Raw genomic sequence first — 16228 nt, forward strand, 5'->3', positions numbered from 1 at the left:
CGTGAGACCTCGCAGATGTTCATCACCGGTCCGGACGTCGTGAAGGCGGTCACCGGCGAGGAGATCACCCAGAACGGCCTGGGCGGCGCGGACGTCCACGCGGAGACCTCGGGCGTCGCGCACTTCGCGTACGACGACGAGGAGACCTGCATCGCCGAGGTCCGGTACCTCATCGGGATGCTGCCCTCCAACAACCGGGAGAACCCGCCCACCGCGGAGAGCGACGACCCGGCGGACCGGCGCGGCGACGCCCTCCTGGACCTGGTCCCGGCCGACGGCAACCGCCCGTACGACATGCACAAGGTCATCGAGGAACTCGTCGACGACGGCGACTACCTGGAGATCCACGAGCGCTGGGCCCGCAACATCATCTGCGCGCTGGCCCGGATGGACGGCCAGGTCGTCGGCATCGTCGCCAACCAGCCCCAGGCCCTGGCCGGGGTGCTGGACATCGAGGCGTCCGAGAAGGCCGCGCGATTCGTCCAGATGTGTGACGCCTTCAACATCCCCATCATCACTCTTCTGGACGTACCCGGCTTCCTGCCCGGCGTCGATCAGGAGCACGGTGGGATCATCCGGCACGGCGCGAAGCTGCTCTACGCGTACTGCAACGCGACGGTGCCGCGGATCTCCCTGATCCTGCGCAAGGCGTACGGCGGCGCCTACATCGTCATGGACAGCCAGTCCATCGGTGCGGACCTCACCTACGCCTGGCCCACCAACGAGATCGCCGTGATGGGCGCGGAGGGCGCCGCCAACGTCATCTTCCGCCGGCAGATCGCGGAGGCCGAGGACCCCGAGGCCATGCGGACCCGCATGGTCAAGGAGTACAAGACCGAGCTGATGCACCCCTACTACGCCGCCGAGCGCGGCCTGGTCGACGACGTCATCGACCCGGCCGAGACGCGCGAGGTCCTGATCGCCTCGCTTGCGATGCTCCGCACCAAGCACGCCGACCTGCCGGCCCGCAAGCACGGCAACCCCCCGCAGTAGAAGACGGAGACACCACTCATGACCACTGCCACCGCCGAATCCGTGCTGCGCGTCGAGAAGGGCCTCGCGGACCCCGAGGAACTGGCCGCGATCACCGCGGTCCTCCTCGCCCGCGCCGCCGCCCAGCCCACCACCACCCCGGTCCGCGTCCGCAACACGGCCGGCTGGCGCCGCCTGGAACGCACCCCGGGCTTCCGCGCCCCGCACAGCTGGCAGGGCTGACCCCCAAAAGGCCCGTTCAGGCTCACCCCAAGCCCGCCAAGGCCGGGCGGGCCACATCGAGCCCGTCCGGCGATCGAGGACAAGCAAGGCCGCCAGGCCGAGCGGCAAAACGCGTGAGGGCCCCGCACTCCCAGGAGTGCGGGGCCCTCACGCGTACCGGAAACACCTACCGCAGGCGCGCCATAAGCGCATGCTCCACCAGCGTGATCAACGCGCTCTTCGCATCCGCCCGATGCCGCGCGTCCGTCGTCAGAATCGGCGTGTCCGGCCCGATCTGCAGGGCCTCGCGCACCTCGTCGGGGGTGTACGGCTGGTGGCCGTCGAAGCCGTTGAGGGCGATGACGAACGGCAGCCCGCTGTTCTCGAAGTAGTCGACCGCCGGGAAGCAGTCGGCGAGACGGCGCGTGTCCACCAGCACGACGGCACCGATCGCGCCGCGCACCAGGTCGTCCCACATGAACCAGAAGCGGTCCTGGCCCGGTGTACCGAAGAGGTACAGGATCAGGTCCTGGTCCAGGGTGATGCGGCCGAAGTCCATCGCCACCGTCGTGGTGGTCTTGTCCCCCGTGTGCGTCAGGTCGTCGATGCCCGCCGAGGCGGACGTCATCACGGCTTCGGTGCGCAGCGGATTGATCTCCGAGACGGCACCGACAAACGTGGTCTTACCCACGCCGAAGCCCCCTGCCACCACGATCTTCGCCGAGGTAGTGGAGCGGGCCGCTCCGCCGCTAGAGCTTGCGAAGTCCACTGAGCACCCTTTCGAGCAGTGTCACATCTGGCTGGCCGCCGGCGGACTCGTCGCCGCCGGGCTGGTGGATAGCGACGAGTCCCGCCTCGGCCAGGTCGGCTACGAGGATCCGGGCCACGCCGAGGGGGATCGAGAGGAGGGCCGAGATCTCGGCCACCGACTTGATCTCGAAGCACAGCCGGCAGATCCGCTGGTGCTCGGGCAACTGCCCTTGCAGCCGGGACGGATCAGCCGTGGTACTGACCAACGCCTCAATGGCGAGTTGGTAGCGCGGTCGGGTCCGTCCACCTGTCATGGCGTACGGACGGACCAGCGGATTGTGCGCGGCCGGAGCCGCCGGCTCGGGAGCCCGCCGCGGCTGCACGGGCTGGATCCGCGGCTGCTGCGGCCCGTCGAGGCGGTGGGGACGCCGGGGATGGTGCGGCTGCTGCGCGGGCTGCTGGGGCTCCTGCTGCGGCCAGCCGGGCCCCGACTGGCCGTACTGGCCCTGCCCGTACGGCTGGTAGGGCTGCTGCGCGCCCTGTCTGCCGGGTGCGGAGGGGAAGTTGAAACGATCGTCCCCGTGCTCACCCGGCACGTGCCGGTCACCGTCGTACTGGTGCCCGCCTGGGGGTGTACCCACGATTCCTCCTCCGCCTGCCGGTCCCGATCCCAGTGGACCGCGCCACCGCACCCTATGGCGCGGTGACGCGAAACGCACTGTCTGGTTACTGGATAAGACTAGTTAAGAAGACTTCCCTGAAGTTCGGCGCGGAGGTCCGGGGTGAGGACACTGCCCGCGCGGTCGACCAGAAGGGCCATTTCGTACCCGATGAGGCCGATGTCGGCATCCGGGTGTGCGAGAACGGCCAAGGACGACCCGTCGGAAACGGACATGATGAAGAGGAATCCTCGCTCCATCTCCACAACCGTCTGATTCACCGCGCCGCCCTCGAAGATCCGCGAGGCACCGGCGGTCAGCGAGGTCAGACCGGAGGCGACCGCCGCCAGCTGGTCCGCGCGGTCCCGGGGGAATCCCTCGGACATCGCCAGCAGGAGTCCGTCGGCGGAGACCACCACCGTGTGCGACACCCCGGGGGTGTTGTCCACGAAGTTGGTGATCAACCAGTTGAGATTCTGCGCCGCCTGGCTCATCGGGCTCACACTAACGCTCCTGGTTGTAGGTATTACTTGTGTCCGTACCCGCGTTGCGTCCCCGGAGGACACCGCGCCGCAGGTTGCTCAGCCTGCCGCGCACGTCTTCCGGAGCGCGGGAGACCTGGGGGCCGCCCTGCTGGGTCTGTTCGGCGGTGCCCTCGACCAGGTTGGCCTTGGGCACGCGCCGGGGAAGACCGGACGGGGTTATCCCGCCCGCTTTCGGCTCCCGGAGCTTCTCGGCCCGCTCCCAGCGCTCGTCGTTGGCCGAGCGCCAGTCGTCGGAGCCGTCGTTTCCGGCGTTTCCATCGGCGGCCTGCTGCGCCTGGACCGGCCGCTGCGGCAGTTCTTGCTGCTGCGGACGCTCCTGCGCTCCACCGGACCGGCCGTTCCCGCGGCCCGTGGGCTGCCAGTGCTGCTGGCCGCCCCGGCGCGGCAGACCGGCTTCGGTCAGCTCGTGGCCGGTGTTCGGGACGGGGCCCGAACGCTCGAAGCCTACGCGCTCCTGCGGCTCGGCGGGAGCGCTCACGGCAGATTCCGGTTCCGGCTGGGCGACCGGTTCGAACCCGCCCTGGTACGTGCCCTGATCTGCCCACTCTTCCTGCTGGGGCTGGGCGGCATACTGCTCGTCGTAGCCCTGCACGGGCGCCTCGGGGGCCGCGTAAGCCGCCTCCGGATAGCCGCCCTGGGCGCCGTCGTAGGGGGGTTGGGCGGCATAACCGCCGGCACCTGCGTACGGGTCGTAGCCGCCCTCGTACTGCTGCGCGGCGTAGGCGTCCCGACCGTTCCCGGCGTAGGCGTCCTGGCCGTACGCGCCCTCGGCGTAGACCTGCTCGGGCTGCGCCTGCCGGGCCGGGTCCTGCTGTTCCGGGAACGCCTGGCGCTCGCCGCCGGTGGCCTGGGCCTCCAGCGCCGCGCGGCGCTCCTCGCGCATCAGGGAGCGGCCCACCGGGTCGAGCTGGGCGGAGTCCGCGGAGCCCTCGTCGTAACGCGAGTCGTCGAAGCCGAGTTCGGCGGCCGTACGCAGCTGCGGCTGGTGCGGCAGCGCGTCGAACGCCTGCTGCTGCGGGATGATCGAGGAGACGGTGAAGTCGTCCTGCTCCGGCGCGTCGCCGCCGCCACCGTGGGTGATCGCGTCCGGCAGCATGACCAGCGAGGTCGTGCCGGCCTGCTCGCCCGAGGGGCGCAGCTGGACGCGGATGCCGTGCCGGTCGGCGAGCCGGCCGACCACGAACAGGCCCATGCGCTGCGAGACCGCGGCGTCCACCGTCGGCGGGTTGGCCAGCTTGTGGTTGATGTCGGCGAAGTCCTCGGCGGTGAGACCGATGCCCTTGTCGTGGATCTCGATCATCACCCGGCCGTCGGGCAGCCGGGTCGCGGTGACGCGGACCTTGGTCTGCGGCGAGGAGAACGTCGTGGCGTTCTCCAGCAACTCGGCCAGCAGGTGCACGAGGTCGGTGACGGACTGGCCGTGGATCTCGGTCTCCGGGACACCGGAGAGCTCGATGCGCTCGTACGACTCCACCTCGGAGGAGGCGGCGCGCAACACGTCCACCAGCGGCACCGGCTGGTTCCAGCGGCGGCCGGGCTCCTCGCCGGCGAGGACGAGGAGGTTCTCGCCGTTGCGCCGCATGCGGGTCGCCAGGTGGTCGAGCCGGAACAGGCTCTCCAACTGGTCCGGGTCGGCCTCATTGTTCTCCAGGTCGGTGATCAGGGTCAGCTGGCCCTCGATGAGCGACTGGTTGCGGCGCGAGAGGTTGGTGAAGATCGCATTGACGTTGCCCCGGAGCATGGCCTGCTCGGCGGCGAGCCGGACCGCTTCCTGGTGGACCTGGTCGAAGGCGCGGGCGACCTCGCCGATCTCGTCCTGCGAGTTGATCGGGATGGGCTGCACCCGGGTGTCGACCCGGCCCGGGTCGGTGCGCGAGAGCTGGTCGACCAGCGAGGGCAGCCGCTGCTCGGCGATCCCGAAGGCGGCGGTACGCAGCCGGCGCATCGAGCGGCTCATCTGCCGGGCCATGAGCCCGGCCAGGATGAACGCGGCCAGCAGGGCGACGATGACGATCGATGCGTTGACGATGGCGTCGGTCCGGGCCTCGGACGAGATGTCCGCCGCCTCGGTCACGGCCTTCTCGACCAGCTCGTTCTCGACCGTGGTGTAGCCGTCGAACTTGGCGGTGGCGGCGGCCGTCCAGGTGTCGGCGGTGATCCCCTTGGCCTTCAGCTCGGCCGGGTCCTTGCCGAGGCCGATCTCCTTGGCCATGCCGTCGTAGACCGAGCCGTCGATGGAGGGCGGTGCCACGAACGGCGCACCGGCCGCGGCGGCCTTCTCCTTGGCCTCCTTCAGCTCGGCCGCGCCCGCGGCCGCCTTGGCCTCCATGACCTTGCGGAGCCGGGCCGCGTCGGCCTCCGTACCGCCGGAAGTGAACTCACCGAGGGCGATCTGCTCCAGGTAGTTGTAGGAGCCGAACGCCTTGACCTGGTCGTTGAACTTGCCCTCCTCCTTGCTGGGACGGACGAGGAGGTGCACGCCGATGGAGCGCTGAAGCGATTCTGCAGCCTTGGCCAGCTCGATCGCGTAGACGGTACGGCCGTAGCTGGTGATGTTGCCGGTGCCGAGGCCCAGTTCGTTGCAGAACTCCATCAGGGAGTGCTGGACCTGGACGTAGCCCTCCTCGGTCTTCACCGGGTCCATGGCCGCGGTGTAGGCCGCCTTGCGCAGCTGCGGGAGCTTCGGCTCCTCCAGCTTGAACAGCTTGAGGCGGCGCTGGAGACCCTCCTTGGCCGGCATGTCCTTGACGGCCTCGGCGAACTTGGCGGCGGCCGCGTCGGTGGTGGCGCGGGTCTGGGAGACGACCTCGTCCTCGCGCTTGTTCGACAGCAGCGGCTGCGCGGTGAGGTCGCGCTCGTTGAGCAGCGCCTGCCCGTACTCGGCGGCGGCCCGCACGATCAGCGCGGTCTTCTCCGCGTCCTGGGCCTCCTGCCAGGTGTCGACCGAGCCCTTCACCTGGAAGCCGCCCATGACCAGGCCGACCAGCACCGGGATCAGGAGGATCGCGTTCAGCCGGGTGGGCACCCGCCAGTTGCGCGGCGACAGCCGGCTGGTGCTGCCACCGGCCGGTGCCCCATCGGACACGTCGGCGGACGGCGCCGCGGCACGCGACGGCGGGGTGAAGTTGCCCCGCTCCGTCTGCGCCGTGGAGCCCTCGTTGTTACGCCTCACTCGACCAACAACCTCTCGGCGTCGGCACCTACGCTGTGCCGGGTTTGTTCAGGGCCGTACTACTCGGGAGTTGGTCGAATTGCAGCACGGCTGACGGCCGCGTTCCAAACAGTCGGAATGGGCGATTCCGAGTGGCTCACGCCTCAGATAAATCGGGCATAAAGAGCGAGCCCCGCCAAAAGGCGAGGCTCATGTGAGCGCAGCGACACCGCTCGTGCGCATCCGGTGTCGGTCGCGGGGCAATTCTCTTTCGAAACGTTATGAAGGCGGGGGCGGATCGTGTCAAAGGACACAGCCCGCCCCCGTGTGACTACGGTAACTGCCGTATGCCACTTCCGACTTGTGACTACTTGAGCCGGGCCATCAGAGCGTGCTCCACCAGCGTGATCAGACCGCTCTTCGCGTCCGCGCGGTGCCGCGCGTCCGTGGTGATGATCGGCGTGTCCGGCCCGATCTGCAGGGCCTCGCGCACCTCGTCCGGCGTGTACGGCTGGTGGCCGTCGAAGCCGTTGAGGGCGATGACGAACGGCAGCCCGCTGTTCTCGAAGTAGTCGACCGCCGGGAAGCAGTCGGCGAGACGGCGCGTGTCCACCAGCACGACGGCACCGATGGCGCCGCGCACCAGGTCGTCCCACATGAACCAGAAGCGGTCCTGGCCCGGTGTACCGAAGAGGTACAGGATCAGGTCCTGGTCCAGGGTGATGCGGCCGAAGTCCATCGCCACCGTCGTGGTGGTCTTCCCGCCGGTGTGCGTGAGGTCGTCGATGCCCGCCGAGGCGGACGTCATCACGGCTTCGGTGCGCAGCGGATTGATCTCCGAGACGGCACCGACGAACGTGGTCTTGCCCACGCCGAACCCACCGGCCACGACGATCTTCGCCGAGGTGGTGGCCCGGGTCGCCGCGCCGCCGTTAGAGCTTGCGAAGTCCACTGAGCACCCTTTCGAGCAGTGTCACATCCGGCGCGCCGCCGGCCTCTCCATTGCCCGGCTGGTGGATGGCCACCATGCCGGCTTCCGCCAGGTCCGCGACGAGAATCCGCGCCACACCGAGGGGCATCGACAGCAGGGCCGAGACCTCGGCCACCGACTTGACCTCGCGGCACAGATGGCAGATCCGCTGATGCTCGGGAAGCAGGGTTCCGAGATGCGCGGGATCGGCCGTGGTGCTGACCAGTGCTTCTATCGCCAGCTGATAGCGCGGCCGGGTACGTCCACCGGTCATGGCGTACGGGCGGACCAGCGGCTGGTCGCCCTCACCTTCGTACGACGCGTGGCTGGACGCGCCGTACGGATCGGGTGAGGCGGGTGGCGGGGTCATGAATCCTCCGGGCGTGACAGCAGGGTGTCGGCTTGCCGTCTGAAGGGGCCGGTGGGGGGCTGTAAGCGGCCGGACGGTCGAGGGTCGGTTTTCGGGTTGATCATCTGTGTCACTGGTTCACGGCCGCCTAGTGGAGCAGGCTGCCCTGGAGCTCCGCACGGAGGTCCGGGGTCAGGACGGTGCCCGCCCGGTCCACCAGCAGGGCCATCTCGTAGCCGACCAGACCGATGTCGGCGTCCGGGTGGGCCAGCACGGCCAGCGAGGAGCCGTCCGAGATGGACATGAGGAACAGGAAGCCCCGCTCCATCTCCACCACGGTCTGGCTGACGGCGCCGCCCTCGAAGATCCGGGAGGCGCCGGCGGTCAGCGAGGTCAGCCCGGAGGCGACGGCCGCCAGCTGGTCGGCGCGGTCGCGCGGGAAACCTTCGGACATCGCCAGCAGCAGCCCGTCCGCCGAGACCACCACCGTGTGCGACACCCCTGGGGTGTTGTCCACGAAGTTGGTGATCAGCCAGTTCAGATTCTGTGCGGCCTGACTCATCGGGCTCAACTAACGCTCCTGCTGGTGAGTGGGGCCGAGGGGGAAGCTTCCGGTCTGACCGCTGCCTGCCTGACGCCCCTGCTGGATGCCCCGGCGGAGATTGGTCAGACGCCCGCGCACGTCATCGGGCGCGCGCGAGACCTGCGGACCGGACTGGTTGTTCTGCTGCTGGGCGGTACCCGGCACCAGGTTGGCGCGCGGGACCCGGCGCGGCAGACCGGACGTGGTGATACCGCCCGCCGCGGGCTTCTTCACCCGCTCCGCCTGCCGCACGATCTCATCGTTCGGCGAGGCCCGCCAGGCGCTCTGCGCACCGGTGTCGCCGAGGGTCCGCTGCGGCGCGGGAGCCGCCGGCTCCTGGGCCGCCGGCTGCTGCGGGAAGCCCTGCGCCGGGGTGGCCGGAGGCTGCTGCGGGGCACCCGGCTGCGGCCCGCGGAACCAGTTGGTCTCCAGCGTGTCGTACAGCGGGGTGCGGCCGTCGCCGGGCCCGGCCGGCGGCAGCGCCTCGGGCTGCTGCGGCTGCTGGGGCAGGACCGGGCGGTACGGGGCTTCGGGTGCCTGGCCGCCCATGGGCGGGCGCGGGGCGCCGAAGTCCTGGTGGTCGCGCTGCCGGGGCGCCGGCTGCTGCGGTCCGCCGAAGTCCGGGCGGGCGAACTGCGAGGTGCTCGTCACGTCCGGGTTCTGCGGGCCGTTGCCGTACGCGCCGTTGTGCTGGGGGCCGTTCGGCTGCGGTACGCCGCGCTGCGGCAGTCCGGGCAGCGGCGCGTTGTGCTGCGGTCCGTTGTACTGCGGCGCGTTGCCCTGCGGTGCGTTGTACTGCGGGCCGTTGCCCTGCGGCAGACCGGGCTGCTGTCCGTTCGGCGCGGGCGCCGAGAAGTCGGGCCGGGCGAACTCCGCCGTGGAGCCGGGCCCCTGGCGGTCGTCGGCCGGAAAGCGCGGAGCCTGCGGCTGCGGGAAGCGGCCCGTGGTCTCCGACTCCTCGTGGCCGCGCGGCGCGTCGAGCGGGGTGCGCCGGGGCGCGGCCGGCTCGTCGGTGCCCCAGCTCGTCGTCTGCGGACGCTGCGGGGCGGGGAAACCGCCGCCCTGGCCCTGGTTCGGGCCCTGGTTCGGGGCCGGGGAGCCACCGGGCAGCTCGGCGCGGGGACCGCCGACCGGCGGCAGCTGACGCTCGCCGCGCCCCGGACCGCGCGGCGGCTCGAAGGCGTTGCGCCCGTCCTGGCCGCCCTGCCCCGCCTGGTCGAACCGGGCCTGCTGGGGCTGCGGGGCCTGCGGTGCTCCGGGGCCGTTCTGCTCGGGGCGCCGCTGGTCGAAGAGGCTGGGCCGGTTCGTGTCCGCACCGCCGTCGCCCCGGGCGCCGAGCCGGGCACCGCCGAACGCACCGGCCAGGCCGCCGCCCTGACGGGGGCCGTCCTGGGCCGGGCGGCCCTGCGGATTCTGGAACGCCGAGTCCTGCGCGCCGGGTCCGCCCTGCGGGTTCTGCGGGCGGTTGGCGTCGCGGGCGGGCAGCGCGGCCCGGGGACCGGTGCCGGCGCCGACCTGGCCGCGCTGGGGACCGGGGCCCGCGGCGGGGCGTCCGCCCTGGGCGTCGTTGCCGCCGGAGAGCAGGCCGCCGGGGGACTGCTGACCGGGCGCCTGCTTCGGGGCCGGCTGCCGGCCGCCGTGCGCGACGTCCACCGGGAGCATGACCAGCGCGGTGGTGCCGCCGGAGTCCGACGGGCGCAGCTGGATGCGGATGCCGTGGCGCAGGGAGAGCCGGCCGACCACGAACAGGCCCATGCGGCGGGAGACCGAGACGTCCACGGTGGGCGGCGACGCCAGCCGCTCGTTGATCGCGGCCAGGTCCTCCGGGGAGAGCCCGATGCCGGTGTCGTGGATCTCGACGAGCACCCGGCCGTCGGGCAGGGCGTGACCGGTGACCCGGACCTTCGTCTGCGGCGAGGAGAACGAGGTGGCGTTCTCCAGCAGCTCGGCGAGCAGGTGCACGAGGTCGTTGACGACCCGGCCCGCGACCTCGGTGGCGGGCACCGCAGCCAGTTCGATGCGCTCGTACTGCTCCACCTCGGACGCGGCGGCGCGGAGCACGTCGACCAGCGGCACGGGGCGGGTCCACCGGCGGCCCGGCTCCTCACCGGCGAGGACGAGGAGGTTCTCGCCGTTCCGGCGCATACGGGTCGCGAGGTGGTCGAGCTTGAAGAGCGAGGACAGCTGGTCCGGGTCGGCCTCGCGCGACTCCAGCTCGGAGATGAGCGAGAGCTGACGCTGGATCAGGCCCTGCGAACGGCGCGAGAGGTTGGTGAACATCGCGTTGACGTTGCCCCGCAGAAGGGCCTGCTCGGCGGCGAGACGGACCGCCTCGCGGTGCACGTCGTCGAAGGCCGCGGCCACCTTGCCGATCTCGTCGCGGGAGTGCACACCGACGGACTCCACCGAGGTGTCGACGTCCTGCGGGTCGGACTCGGAGAGCTGCTTGACGAGCTCGGGCAGACGGTCCTGGGCGACGCGGGTCGCGGTGTCCTGGAGCCGGCGCAGCGAGCGGATCATGGACCGGGCGACGACGAAGGCGCCGACCAGCGAGACACCGAGCACCAGGAGGATCAGCGCACCGGAGATGATCGCCTCGCGCTGCGACTCCTCACGCAGCTCGCGCGCCTTGCCCTCCATGTCGCTGAGGAGGGTCTCCTCGATGCGCTTCATGGTGTTGATCTTGATGGTGTCCTGGTCGTACCAGTTCATGTACGACCGGCGCGCCTTGGAGCCGCCCATGGCGAGCGGGTTCTCCAGCAGCTTCTGCGCGTACGTGTTCGCGGCCTTGATGTCCGGGTTGCCCTCGTCCAGCGTCGAGGTCAGCTCCGCGGCGTCACCGCCGGTGGAGGTGTAGATCGCCTCGAACGACGTGAGGGCCGCGTCTTCCTTGCTCTTCGCGGCCAGGCCGAACTGCTGGTCGTTGCGGTCGAGGTCGGGCTTCTTGTCGTCGCTGGTGGGCAGCGCGGCGGCGATGATCGCGCGCTGGATCGAGGCGTACTCCTTGGCGGAGGAGAACGCCGCCAGCGCACGGGTCCGCTTGATCATCTCGGGGCTGCTGGTCGCCTGGGCCATGTCCTGGGACAGGCTCAGCAGCGAGGTGATCAGCTGGCTGTAGGCGTCGACCGTCTGGAGGGCCGGACTGCCCTTCTCGTACGCGTGCTTGCGGGTGTCACGGACGGAACTGAGCCGCGTGGCGATCTGCTGGATGCTGGTGTGGATGCTCTCCAGGGTGTCGTCACCCGTGGTGTCGCCGATCTCGTTGGTGCTCGCGAGGAACGCCAGCTGCGCCCGGTCGGTCTTCTGCCGGGGCGTGGTGATCTTGAAGTCGGTCTCGGGCACGCCGTTGGACAGCGGACCGGCCGTCTGGTCGCGCTCCTCCTGGAGCGCCTGCGCCAGGGAGGTCGCCTGCTTCGTCATCTCGGTCAGCAGCTGCATGTGTTCCAGCTGCTGGATGTCGTTCAGGGAGTCGTTGATGCGCAGACCACCCAGCGTGGTCGCCGCGACCACGGGGAGGGCGAGCAGGGACACGAGGCGCGTGCTGATGCGCCAGTTGCGGAGAGCGACCCGCGAACCCGTGTTGACGGGGCCCCGGGGCTTCGGTGCGGCGGCCTGCTCGGGCTCGCCGCCGGTCGGAGCGGCGCCGGGGCGGCGGTCGCGGTCACCTTGGTCACCGGCCGCGGCCGATCCGGGGTTCTGGGCGTGCTGGGGCGAGGAACCGCGGTCGGTCCCGCCGCGCGGCTCCTGTTCCGCCGCAGCGCTGCCATCCCTCTTGAAACGTCCCTGCACTAGCGTCGCAACCTCTGGACCAGGCGTTCCTCCGTCGTGAACGGAGAAAACGGTGTCGGCGTGGTGGGGCGTTGTCCCGCCCCATGGTGGTCGTGAGTGACCGGCGCCCTTCCCCTTCCCGCCGCCACTCGGCGCTGCGTTGCGCCCCTGCGCGCCGGCTTGAAACCCGCGGCGGTGCGTGGAATTTCAGCACAGTGCTGGATCTCCAACAAGGGCCAGGTACCGGGCTGTGACCTGCGTGACACCGTGTGATGGATGCGTAACAAGCGGTGGAGGCGGTTCGCGGACAATCCGGACCATTGAGGGTGAGTCCGACCGGGGCGAGGGGTGTCCCAGTCGCCATGATCAGGAGCGGAATGGATGGTTCAGGTGTGACATGTCCGATTCGAAGACCCGGGCGGTGCGCCCGTATTGAGGCGATTGTCCCGGTGCTCGTGAGCAAACTCACATGAAGATCGCCGTCTTTTCCGGGCCGCCGGAGGGAATCGCATGTTTAGCCTGACGCTTTACTGGGATGGCAGAACCGACAACCGGCGCCCCCTCGTACGGGCGGCGCCCCGACGACAGGGCCGTACGGCAGATGAACACGACGACGCTCCGTCACCTCGCCAACCCCCGCCGCACCACGCTGGCGCACCTCAAGGACGCCGAGGCGCTGCAGACGGCGGAACTCCCGGAGCACGCGGTCCAGCTGCCGACGCAGACCGCCAACCCGCGCCGCACGATCCTGATGACGGCCCCCGCCGCCGTCCCCGCCGCCGCGGAGTAATCCCGCACGGGAGCGCCCCTCATGCGCGTGGGCGCTTCGCCCGGCGGGTCTTGCCCCGTCGCGCCGCCCGGCACGCGCGCTCGCCGCGTTGGCCAAAAGCCCTGGTAGCTCCGTTACAAGGACTTCCGGCCGCCTTGCGATCGCACGCGCCGGACGACGCTCCTTTACGGGCGATACCCGCCGGGCGAAGCGCTAGCCTGGAGCGTCAGTCTTTTCAGGCACCCAGCAAGCAGTGAGGGGCGACAGCAACCCGTGCGCATCGCCAGGTTCTCCATCGACGGCAATGTCGCCTTCGGCGCGGTCGAGGGCGACGGGCCCGACGGTCTCGTCCTCGACATCATCAAGGGCATCCCGTACTCCGAGTTCGAGCTCTCCGGGACCAAGGTCCCGCTGAACAAGGTGCGGCTGCTGCCGCCCGTGCTCCCCAACAAGGTCGTGGCCATCGGCCGCAACTACGCGGAGCACGCCGCCGAACTCGGCAACGAGGTCCCCGACGTCCCCGTCGCCTTCTTCAAACCCACCACCTCGGTGATCGGCTCCGGCGACGCCATCGAGTACCCCTCCTTCTCCGACGAGGTCCACCACGAGGCCGAGCTGGCCGTGGTCATCGGCCGGATGTGCCGCGAAGTGCCGCGCGAGCGGGTCAAGGACGTCGTCTTCGGCTACACCTGCGCCAACGACGTCACCGCCCGCGACGCCCAGAAGCGGGAGAAGCAGTGGGCCCGGGCCAAGGGCTTCGACACCTCCTGCCCGCTCGGCCCCTGGGTGGAGACCGACCTCGACCCCACCGACCTCGCCATCCAGGCCACGGTCAACGGCGAGCAACGCCAGCTCGGCCGGACGAGCGACATGATCCGGTCCATCGAGGACCTGGTCGTCCACATCACGGAAGCCATGACGCTGCTTCCGGGCGATGTGATCCTCACCGGCACTCCCGCGGGGGTCGGACCCCTCCATGTCGGCGACGAGGTCGCCGTCACCATCGAAGGCATCGGCACTCTCACCAACAAGGTGATCAAGCGTGGCTAACGCACCCGTACGTGTACGTTTCTGTCCCTCCCCGACCGGCAACCCGCACGTCGGCCTGGTCCGGACGGCCCTCTTCAACTGGGCCTTCGCCCGGCACCACCAGGGCACCCTGGTCTTCCGCATCGAGGACACCGACGCGGCGCGCGACTCCGAGGAGTCGTACGAGCAGCTCCTCGACGCGATGCGCTGGCTCGGCCTGGACTGGGACGAGGGCCCCGAGGTGGGCGGCCCGCACGCCCCGTACCGCCAGTCGCAGCGGATGGACCTCTACAAGGACGTCGCGGAGAAGCTGCTCGCCGGCGGCTACGCGTACCCCTGCTACTGCACCACGGAGGAGCTGGACACCCGCCGCGACGCCGCCCGCGCCGCCGGCCGCCCGTCCGGCTACGACGGCCACTGCCGCGAGCTGACCGACGCGCAGAAGGCCGCGTACGAGGCCGAGGGCCGCGCGTCGATCGTCCGCTTCCGGATGCCCGACGAGGCGATCACCTTCACGGACCTGGTCCGCGGCGACATCACCGTCCAGCCGGAGAACGTTCCGGACTACGGCATCGTCCGCGCCAACGGCGCCCCGCTCTACACGCTGGTCAACCCGGTGGACGACGCGCTGATGGAGATCACCCACGTCCTGCGCGGCGAGGACCTGCTCTCCTCCACCCCGCGCCAGATCGCCCTGTACCGGGCGCTCATCGAGCTGGGCATCGCCAAGGACACCCCCGCCTTCGGGCACCTGCCGTACGTGATGGGCGAGGGCAACAAGAAGCTCTCCAAGCGCGACCCGCAGGCTTCGCTCAACCTCTACCGCGAGCGCGGCTTCGTCCGCGAGGGGCTGCTCAACTACCTCTCGCTGCTGGGCTGGTCGATCGCCGAGGACCGCGACATCTTCGACATCGACGAGATGGTCGCCGCCTTCGACATCAAGGACGTCAACGCCAACCCGGCCCGCTTCGACCTCAAGAAGTGCGAGCACATCAACGCGGAGCACATCCGCCGCCTCGACGTGAAGACCTTCACCGAGGCGTGCGGCCCGTGGCTCCGGGCGCCGTTCGCCCCCTGGGCCCCGGACTCCTTCGACGCGGCGGTCTTCGCCGAGATCGCCCCGCACGCCCAGACCCGGGTGACGGTGCTCTCCGAGATCACCGCCAACGTGGACTTCCTGTTCCTGGACGAGCCGGTGCACGACGAGGCGTCCTGGACCAAGGCGATGAAGGAGGGCTCCGACGCCCTTCTCGTCACCGCCCGCGCCGAGCTCATCGCCGCCGACTGGAACGCGGACGCCCTCAAGGCCGCCGTCCTCGCCGCCGGCGAGCAGCACGGCCTGAAGCTCGGCAAGGCCCAGGCCCCGGTCCGGGTGGCCGTCACCGGCCGCACGGTCGGCCTTCCCCTCTTCGAGTCCCTGGAGATCCTGGGCCGCGAGAAGACGATCGCCCGCATCGACGCGGCCCTGGCCAAGCTGACCGCGTAACGCTGCACCGACGTACGGGACGGGCCCGGCGGCCGCACAGCGCGGCCGCCGGGCCCGTCCCGCTGCGCGGTGGCCACGCGTAGAGTCGGGCCATGCCCATCAGAGCCGTCCTCTGGGACATCGACGACACACTCTTCGATCACACGGCGGCCGCCGCGACCGGCATGGCCCGGCACATCGCGGCGGAGGGGCTGCCCCCGGGGTACGCCTCGGCCGAGCAGGCCGTCGAGGCGTGGCAGCGGCTCACGCGCCGCCACTGGGCGCGGTTCTCCGCCGGGGAGACCGACTGGCCGGGGCAGCGGCGGGACCGGGCCAGGGAGTTCCTGGGGCGGGCCATGGACGACGACGAGGCCGACGCGTGGTTCACCCGCCACGTCGCGCACTACGAGTCCGCCTGGGCGCTCTTCCCGGACGCCGTCCCGGCGCTCGACGCGCTGGCGGGGACGTACCGGCACGCCGTGCTCTCCAACTCGGCCCAGGAGTCGCAGCACCAGAAGCTCACCGTGCTCGGGGTGCGCGACCGCTTCGAGTCCCTGCTGTGCGCGGCGGAACTGGGCGTCTCCAAGCCGGACCCCGGGGCCTTCCTCGCCTCCTGCCAGGCGCTGGGACTCGACGCGCAAGAGGTGCTCTACGTCGGGGACGAACCCGACATCGACGCCGCCGGAGCCACCGCCGCCGGCCTCGCGGGCGTCTGGCTGGACCGGCGGGGCAGGGGAGGGCGGCCCGAACTGGTCCGGATCACGGGGCTCGACCAGCTTCCGGGGCTGCTCGCGGGCGATACCCGTTTTGGAGCGCCGGACACCTTCGGGTAATGTTCTTCCTGCGCCGCCCGAGCGGGCCGAAAGATCCGGCCGGGAGCGCAGACAGAGACAAGGCCCCCAGGGGTTGCGTTTCAGTGGGCTATGGTGTAATTGGCAACACTACGGTTTCTGGTACCGTCATTCTAGGTTCGAGTCCTGGTAGCCCAGCGCAGTA

At 70.6% G+C, this 16228-nt stretch carries 14 protein-coding genes and 1 tRNA gene; 7 read left to right on the plus strand and 8 right to left on the minus strand.

Features of this window, described 5'->3' with window-relative positions; all coding sequences use genetic code 11:
* On the plus strand, positions 1 to 993 hold a 993-nt coding region (locus tag ACFZAT_RS29295; protein WP_391268547.1), incomplete at its 5' end, for a carboxyl transferase domain-containing protein.
* An 18-nt stretch (positions 994 to 1011) separates the two neighbouring features.
* On the plus strand, positions 1012 to 1215 hold the full coding sequence (locus ACFZAT_RS29300) for an acyl-CoA carboxylase subunit epsilon (RefSeq protein WP_365685543.1): 204 nt from the start codon (positions 1012 to 1014) through the stop codon (positions 1213 to 1215).
* A gap of 166 nt (positions 1216 to 1381) precedes the next feature.
* Here ACFZAT_RS29300 and ACFZAT_RS29305 read toward each other — a convergent pair whose 3' ends face one another.
* From ACFZAT_RS29305 to ACFZAT_RS29340, 8 genes are all read right to left on the minus strand, one after another.
* A complete protein-coding gene (locus ACFZAT_RS29305) occupies positions 1382 to 1963 on the minus strand; it encodes an ATP/GTP-binding protein (RefSeq protein ID WP_014048542.1) in 582 nt (193 codons plus the stop codon).
* The gene (locus tag ACFZAT_RS29310; protein ID WP_391268548.1) at positions 1944 to 2585 is read right to left on the minus strand and encodes a DUF742 domain-containing protein; all 642 of its coding nucleotides are present in this window, start codon (positions 2583 to 2585) and stop codon (positions 1944 to 1946) included. The genes ACFZAT_RS29305 and ACFZAT_RS29310 overlap by 20 nt, the downstream gene beginning before the upstream one ends.
* Positions 2586 to 2683: 98 nt before the next feature.
* On the minus strand, positions 2684 to 3097 hold the full coding sequence (locus ACFZAT_RS29315) for a roadblock/LC7 domain-containing protein (protein WP_018102439.1): 414 nt from the start codon (positions 3095 to 3097) through the stop codon (positions 2684 to 2686).
* Between the two features lie 10 nt (positions 3098 to 3107).
* A complete protein-coding gene (locus ACFZAT_RS29320; RefSeq protein ID WP_391268549.1) occupies positions 3108 to 6320 on the minus strand; it encodes a nitrate- and nitrite sensing domain-containing protein in 3213 nt (1070 codons plus the stop codon).
* A 346-nt stretch (positions 6321 to 6666) separates the two neighbouring features.
* The gene (locus ACFZAT_RS29325; RefSeq protein WP_028444348.1) at positions 6667 to 7251 is read right to left on the minus strand and encodes an ATP/GTP-binding protein; all 585 of its coding nucleotides are present in this window, start codon (positions 7249 to 7251) and stop codon (positions 6667 to 6669) included.
* Complete coding sequence (locus ACFZAT_RS29330) at positions 7232 to 7639, minus strand: DUF742 domain-containing protein (RefSeq protein WP_018521347.1); 408 nt, start codon at positions 7637 to 7639, stop codon at positions 7232 to 7234. The genes ACFZAT_RS29325 and ACFZAT_RS29330 overlap by 20 nt, the downstream gene beginning before the upstream one ends.
* 127 nt (positions 7640 to 7766) lie before the next feature.
* Positions 7767 to 8180 (minus strand): roadblock/LC7 domain-containing protein, encoded by a 414-nt coding sequence (locus ACFZAT_RS29335; protein ID WP_006127850.1) that lies wholly within the window; start codon positions 8178 to 8180, stop codon positions 7767 to 7769.
* 9 nt (positions 8181 to 8189) lie between these two features.
* Positions 8190 to 11990 carry a nitrate- and nitrite sensing domain-containing protein gene (locus ACFZAT_RS29340; RefSeq protein ID WP_391268550.1) on the minus strand — a complete coding sequence of 1267 codons (3801 nt, stop codon included), beginning with the start codon at positions 11988 to 11990 and terminating at the stop codon, positions 8190 to 8192.
* Positions 11991 to 12570: 580 nt separating this feature from the next.
* On the opposite strand from ACFZAT_RS29340, the gene ACFZAT_RS29345 reads away from it, so the two are divergent.
* From ACFZAT_RS29345 to ACFZAT_RS29365, 5 genes are all read left to right on the plus strand, one after another.
* Positions 12571 to 12759: a hypothetical protein gene (locus tag ACFZAT_RS29345; protein WP_391268668.1), complete on the plus strand. Its 189-nt coding sequence runs from the start codon at positions 12571 to 12573 to the stop codon at positions 12757 to 12759.
* Positions 12760 to 13011: 252 nt separating this feature from the next.
* Positions 13012 to 13788: a fumarylacetoacetate hydrolase family protein gene (locus ACFZAT_RS29350; RefSeq protein WP_391268551.1), complete on the plus strand. Its 777-nt coding sequence runs from the start codon at positions 13012 to 13014 to the stop codon at positions 13786 to 13788.
* Positions 13781 to 15253 carry a glutamate--tRNA ligase gene (gene gltX, locus ACFZAT_RS29355; protein WP_391268552.1) on the plus strand — a complete coding sequence of 491 codons (1473 nt, stop codon included), beginning with the start codon at positions 13781 to 13783 and terminating at the stop codon, positions 15251 to 15253. The genes ACFZAT_RS29350 and gltX overlap by 8 nt, the downstream gene beginning before the upstream one ends.
* Before the next feature lie 92 nt (positions 15254 to 15345).
* A complete protein-coding gene (locus tag ACFZAT_RS29360; protein ID WP_391268553.1) occupies positions 15346 to 16065 on the plus strand; it encodes an HAD-IA family hydrolase in 720 nt (239 codons plus the stop codon).
* An 84-nt stretch (positions 16066 to 16149) separates the two neighbouring features.
* A tRNA-Gln gene (locus ACFZAT_RS29365) sits at positions 16150 to 16221 on the plus strand.
* Positions 16222 to 16228: the final 7 nt, after the last annotated feature.

The sequence above is a fragment of the Streptomyces sp. NPDC008163 genome (genome assembly GCF_042956885.1).
GTDB classification, from domain to species: Bacteria; Actinomycetota; Actinomycetes; order Streptomycetales; family Streptomycetaceae; genus Streptomyces; species Streptomyces drozdowiczii_A.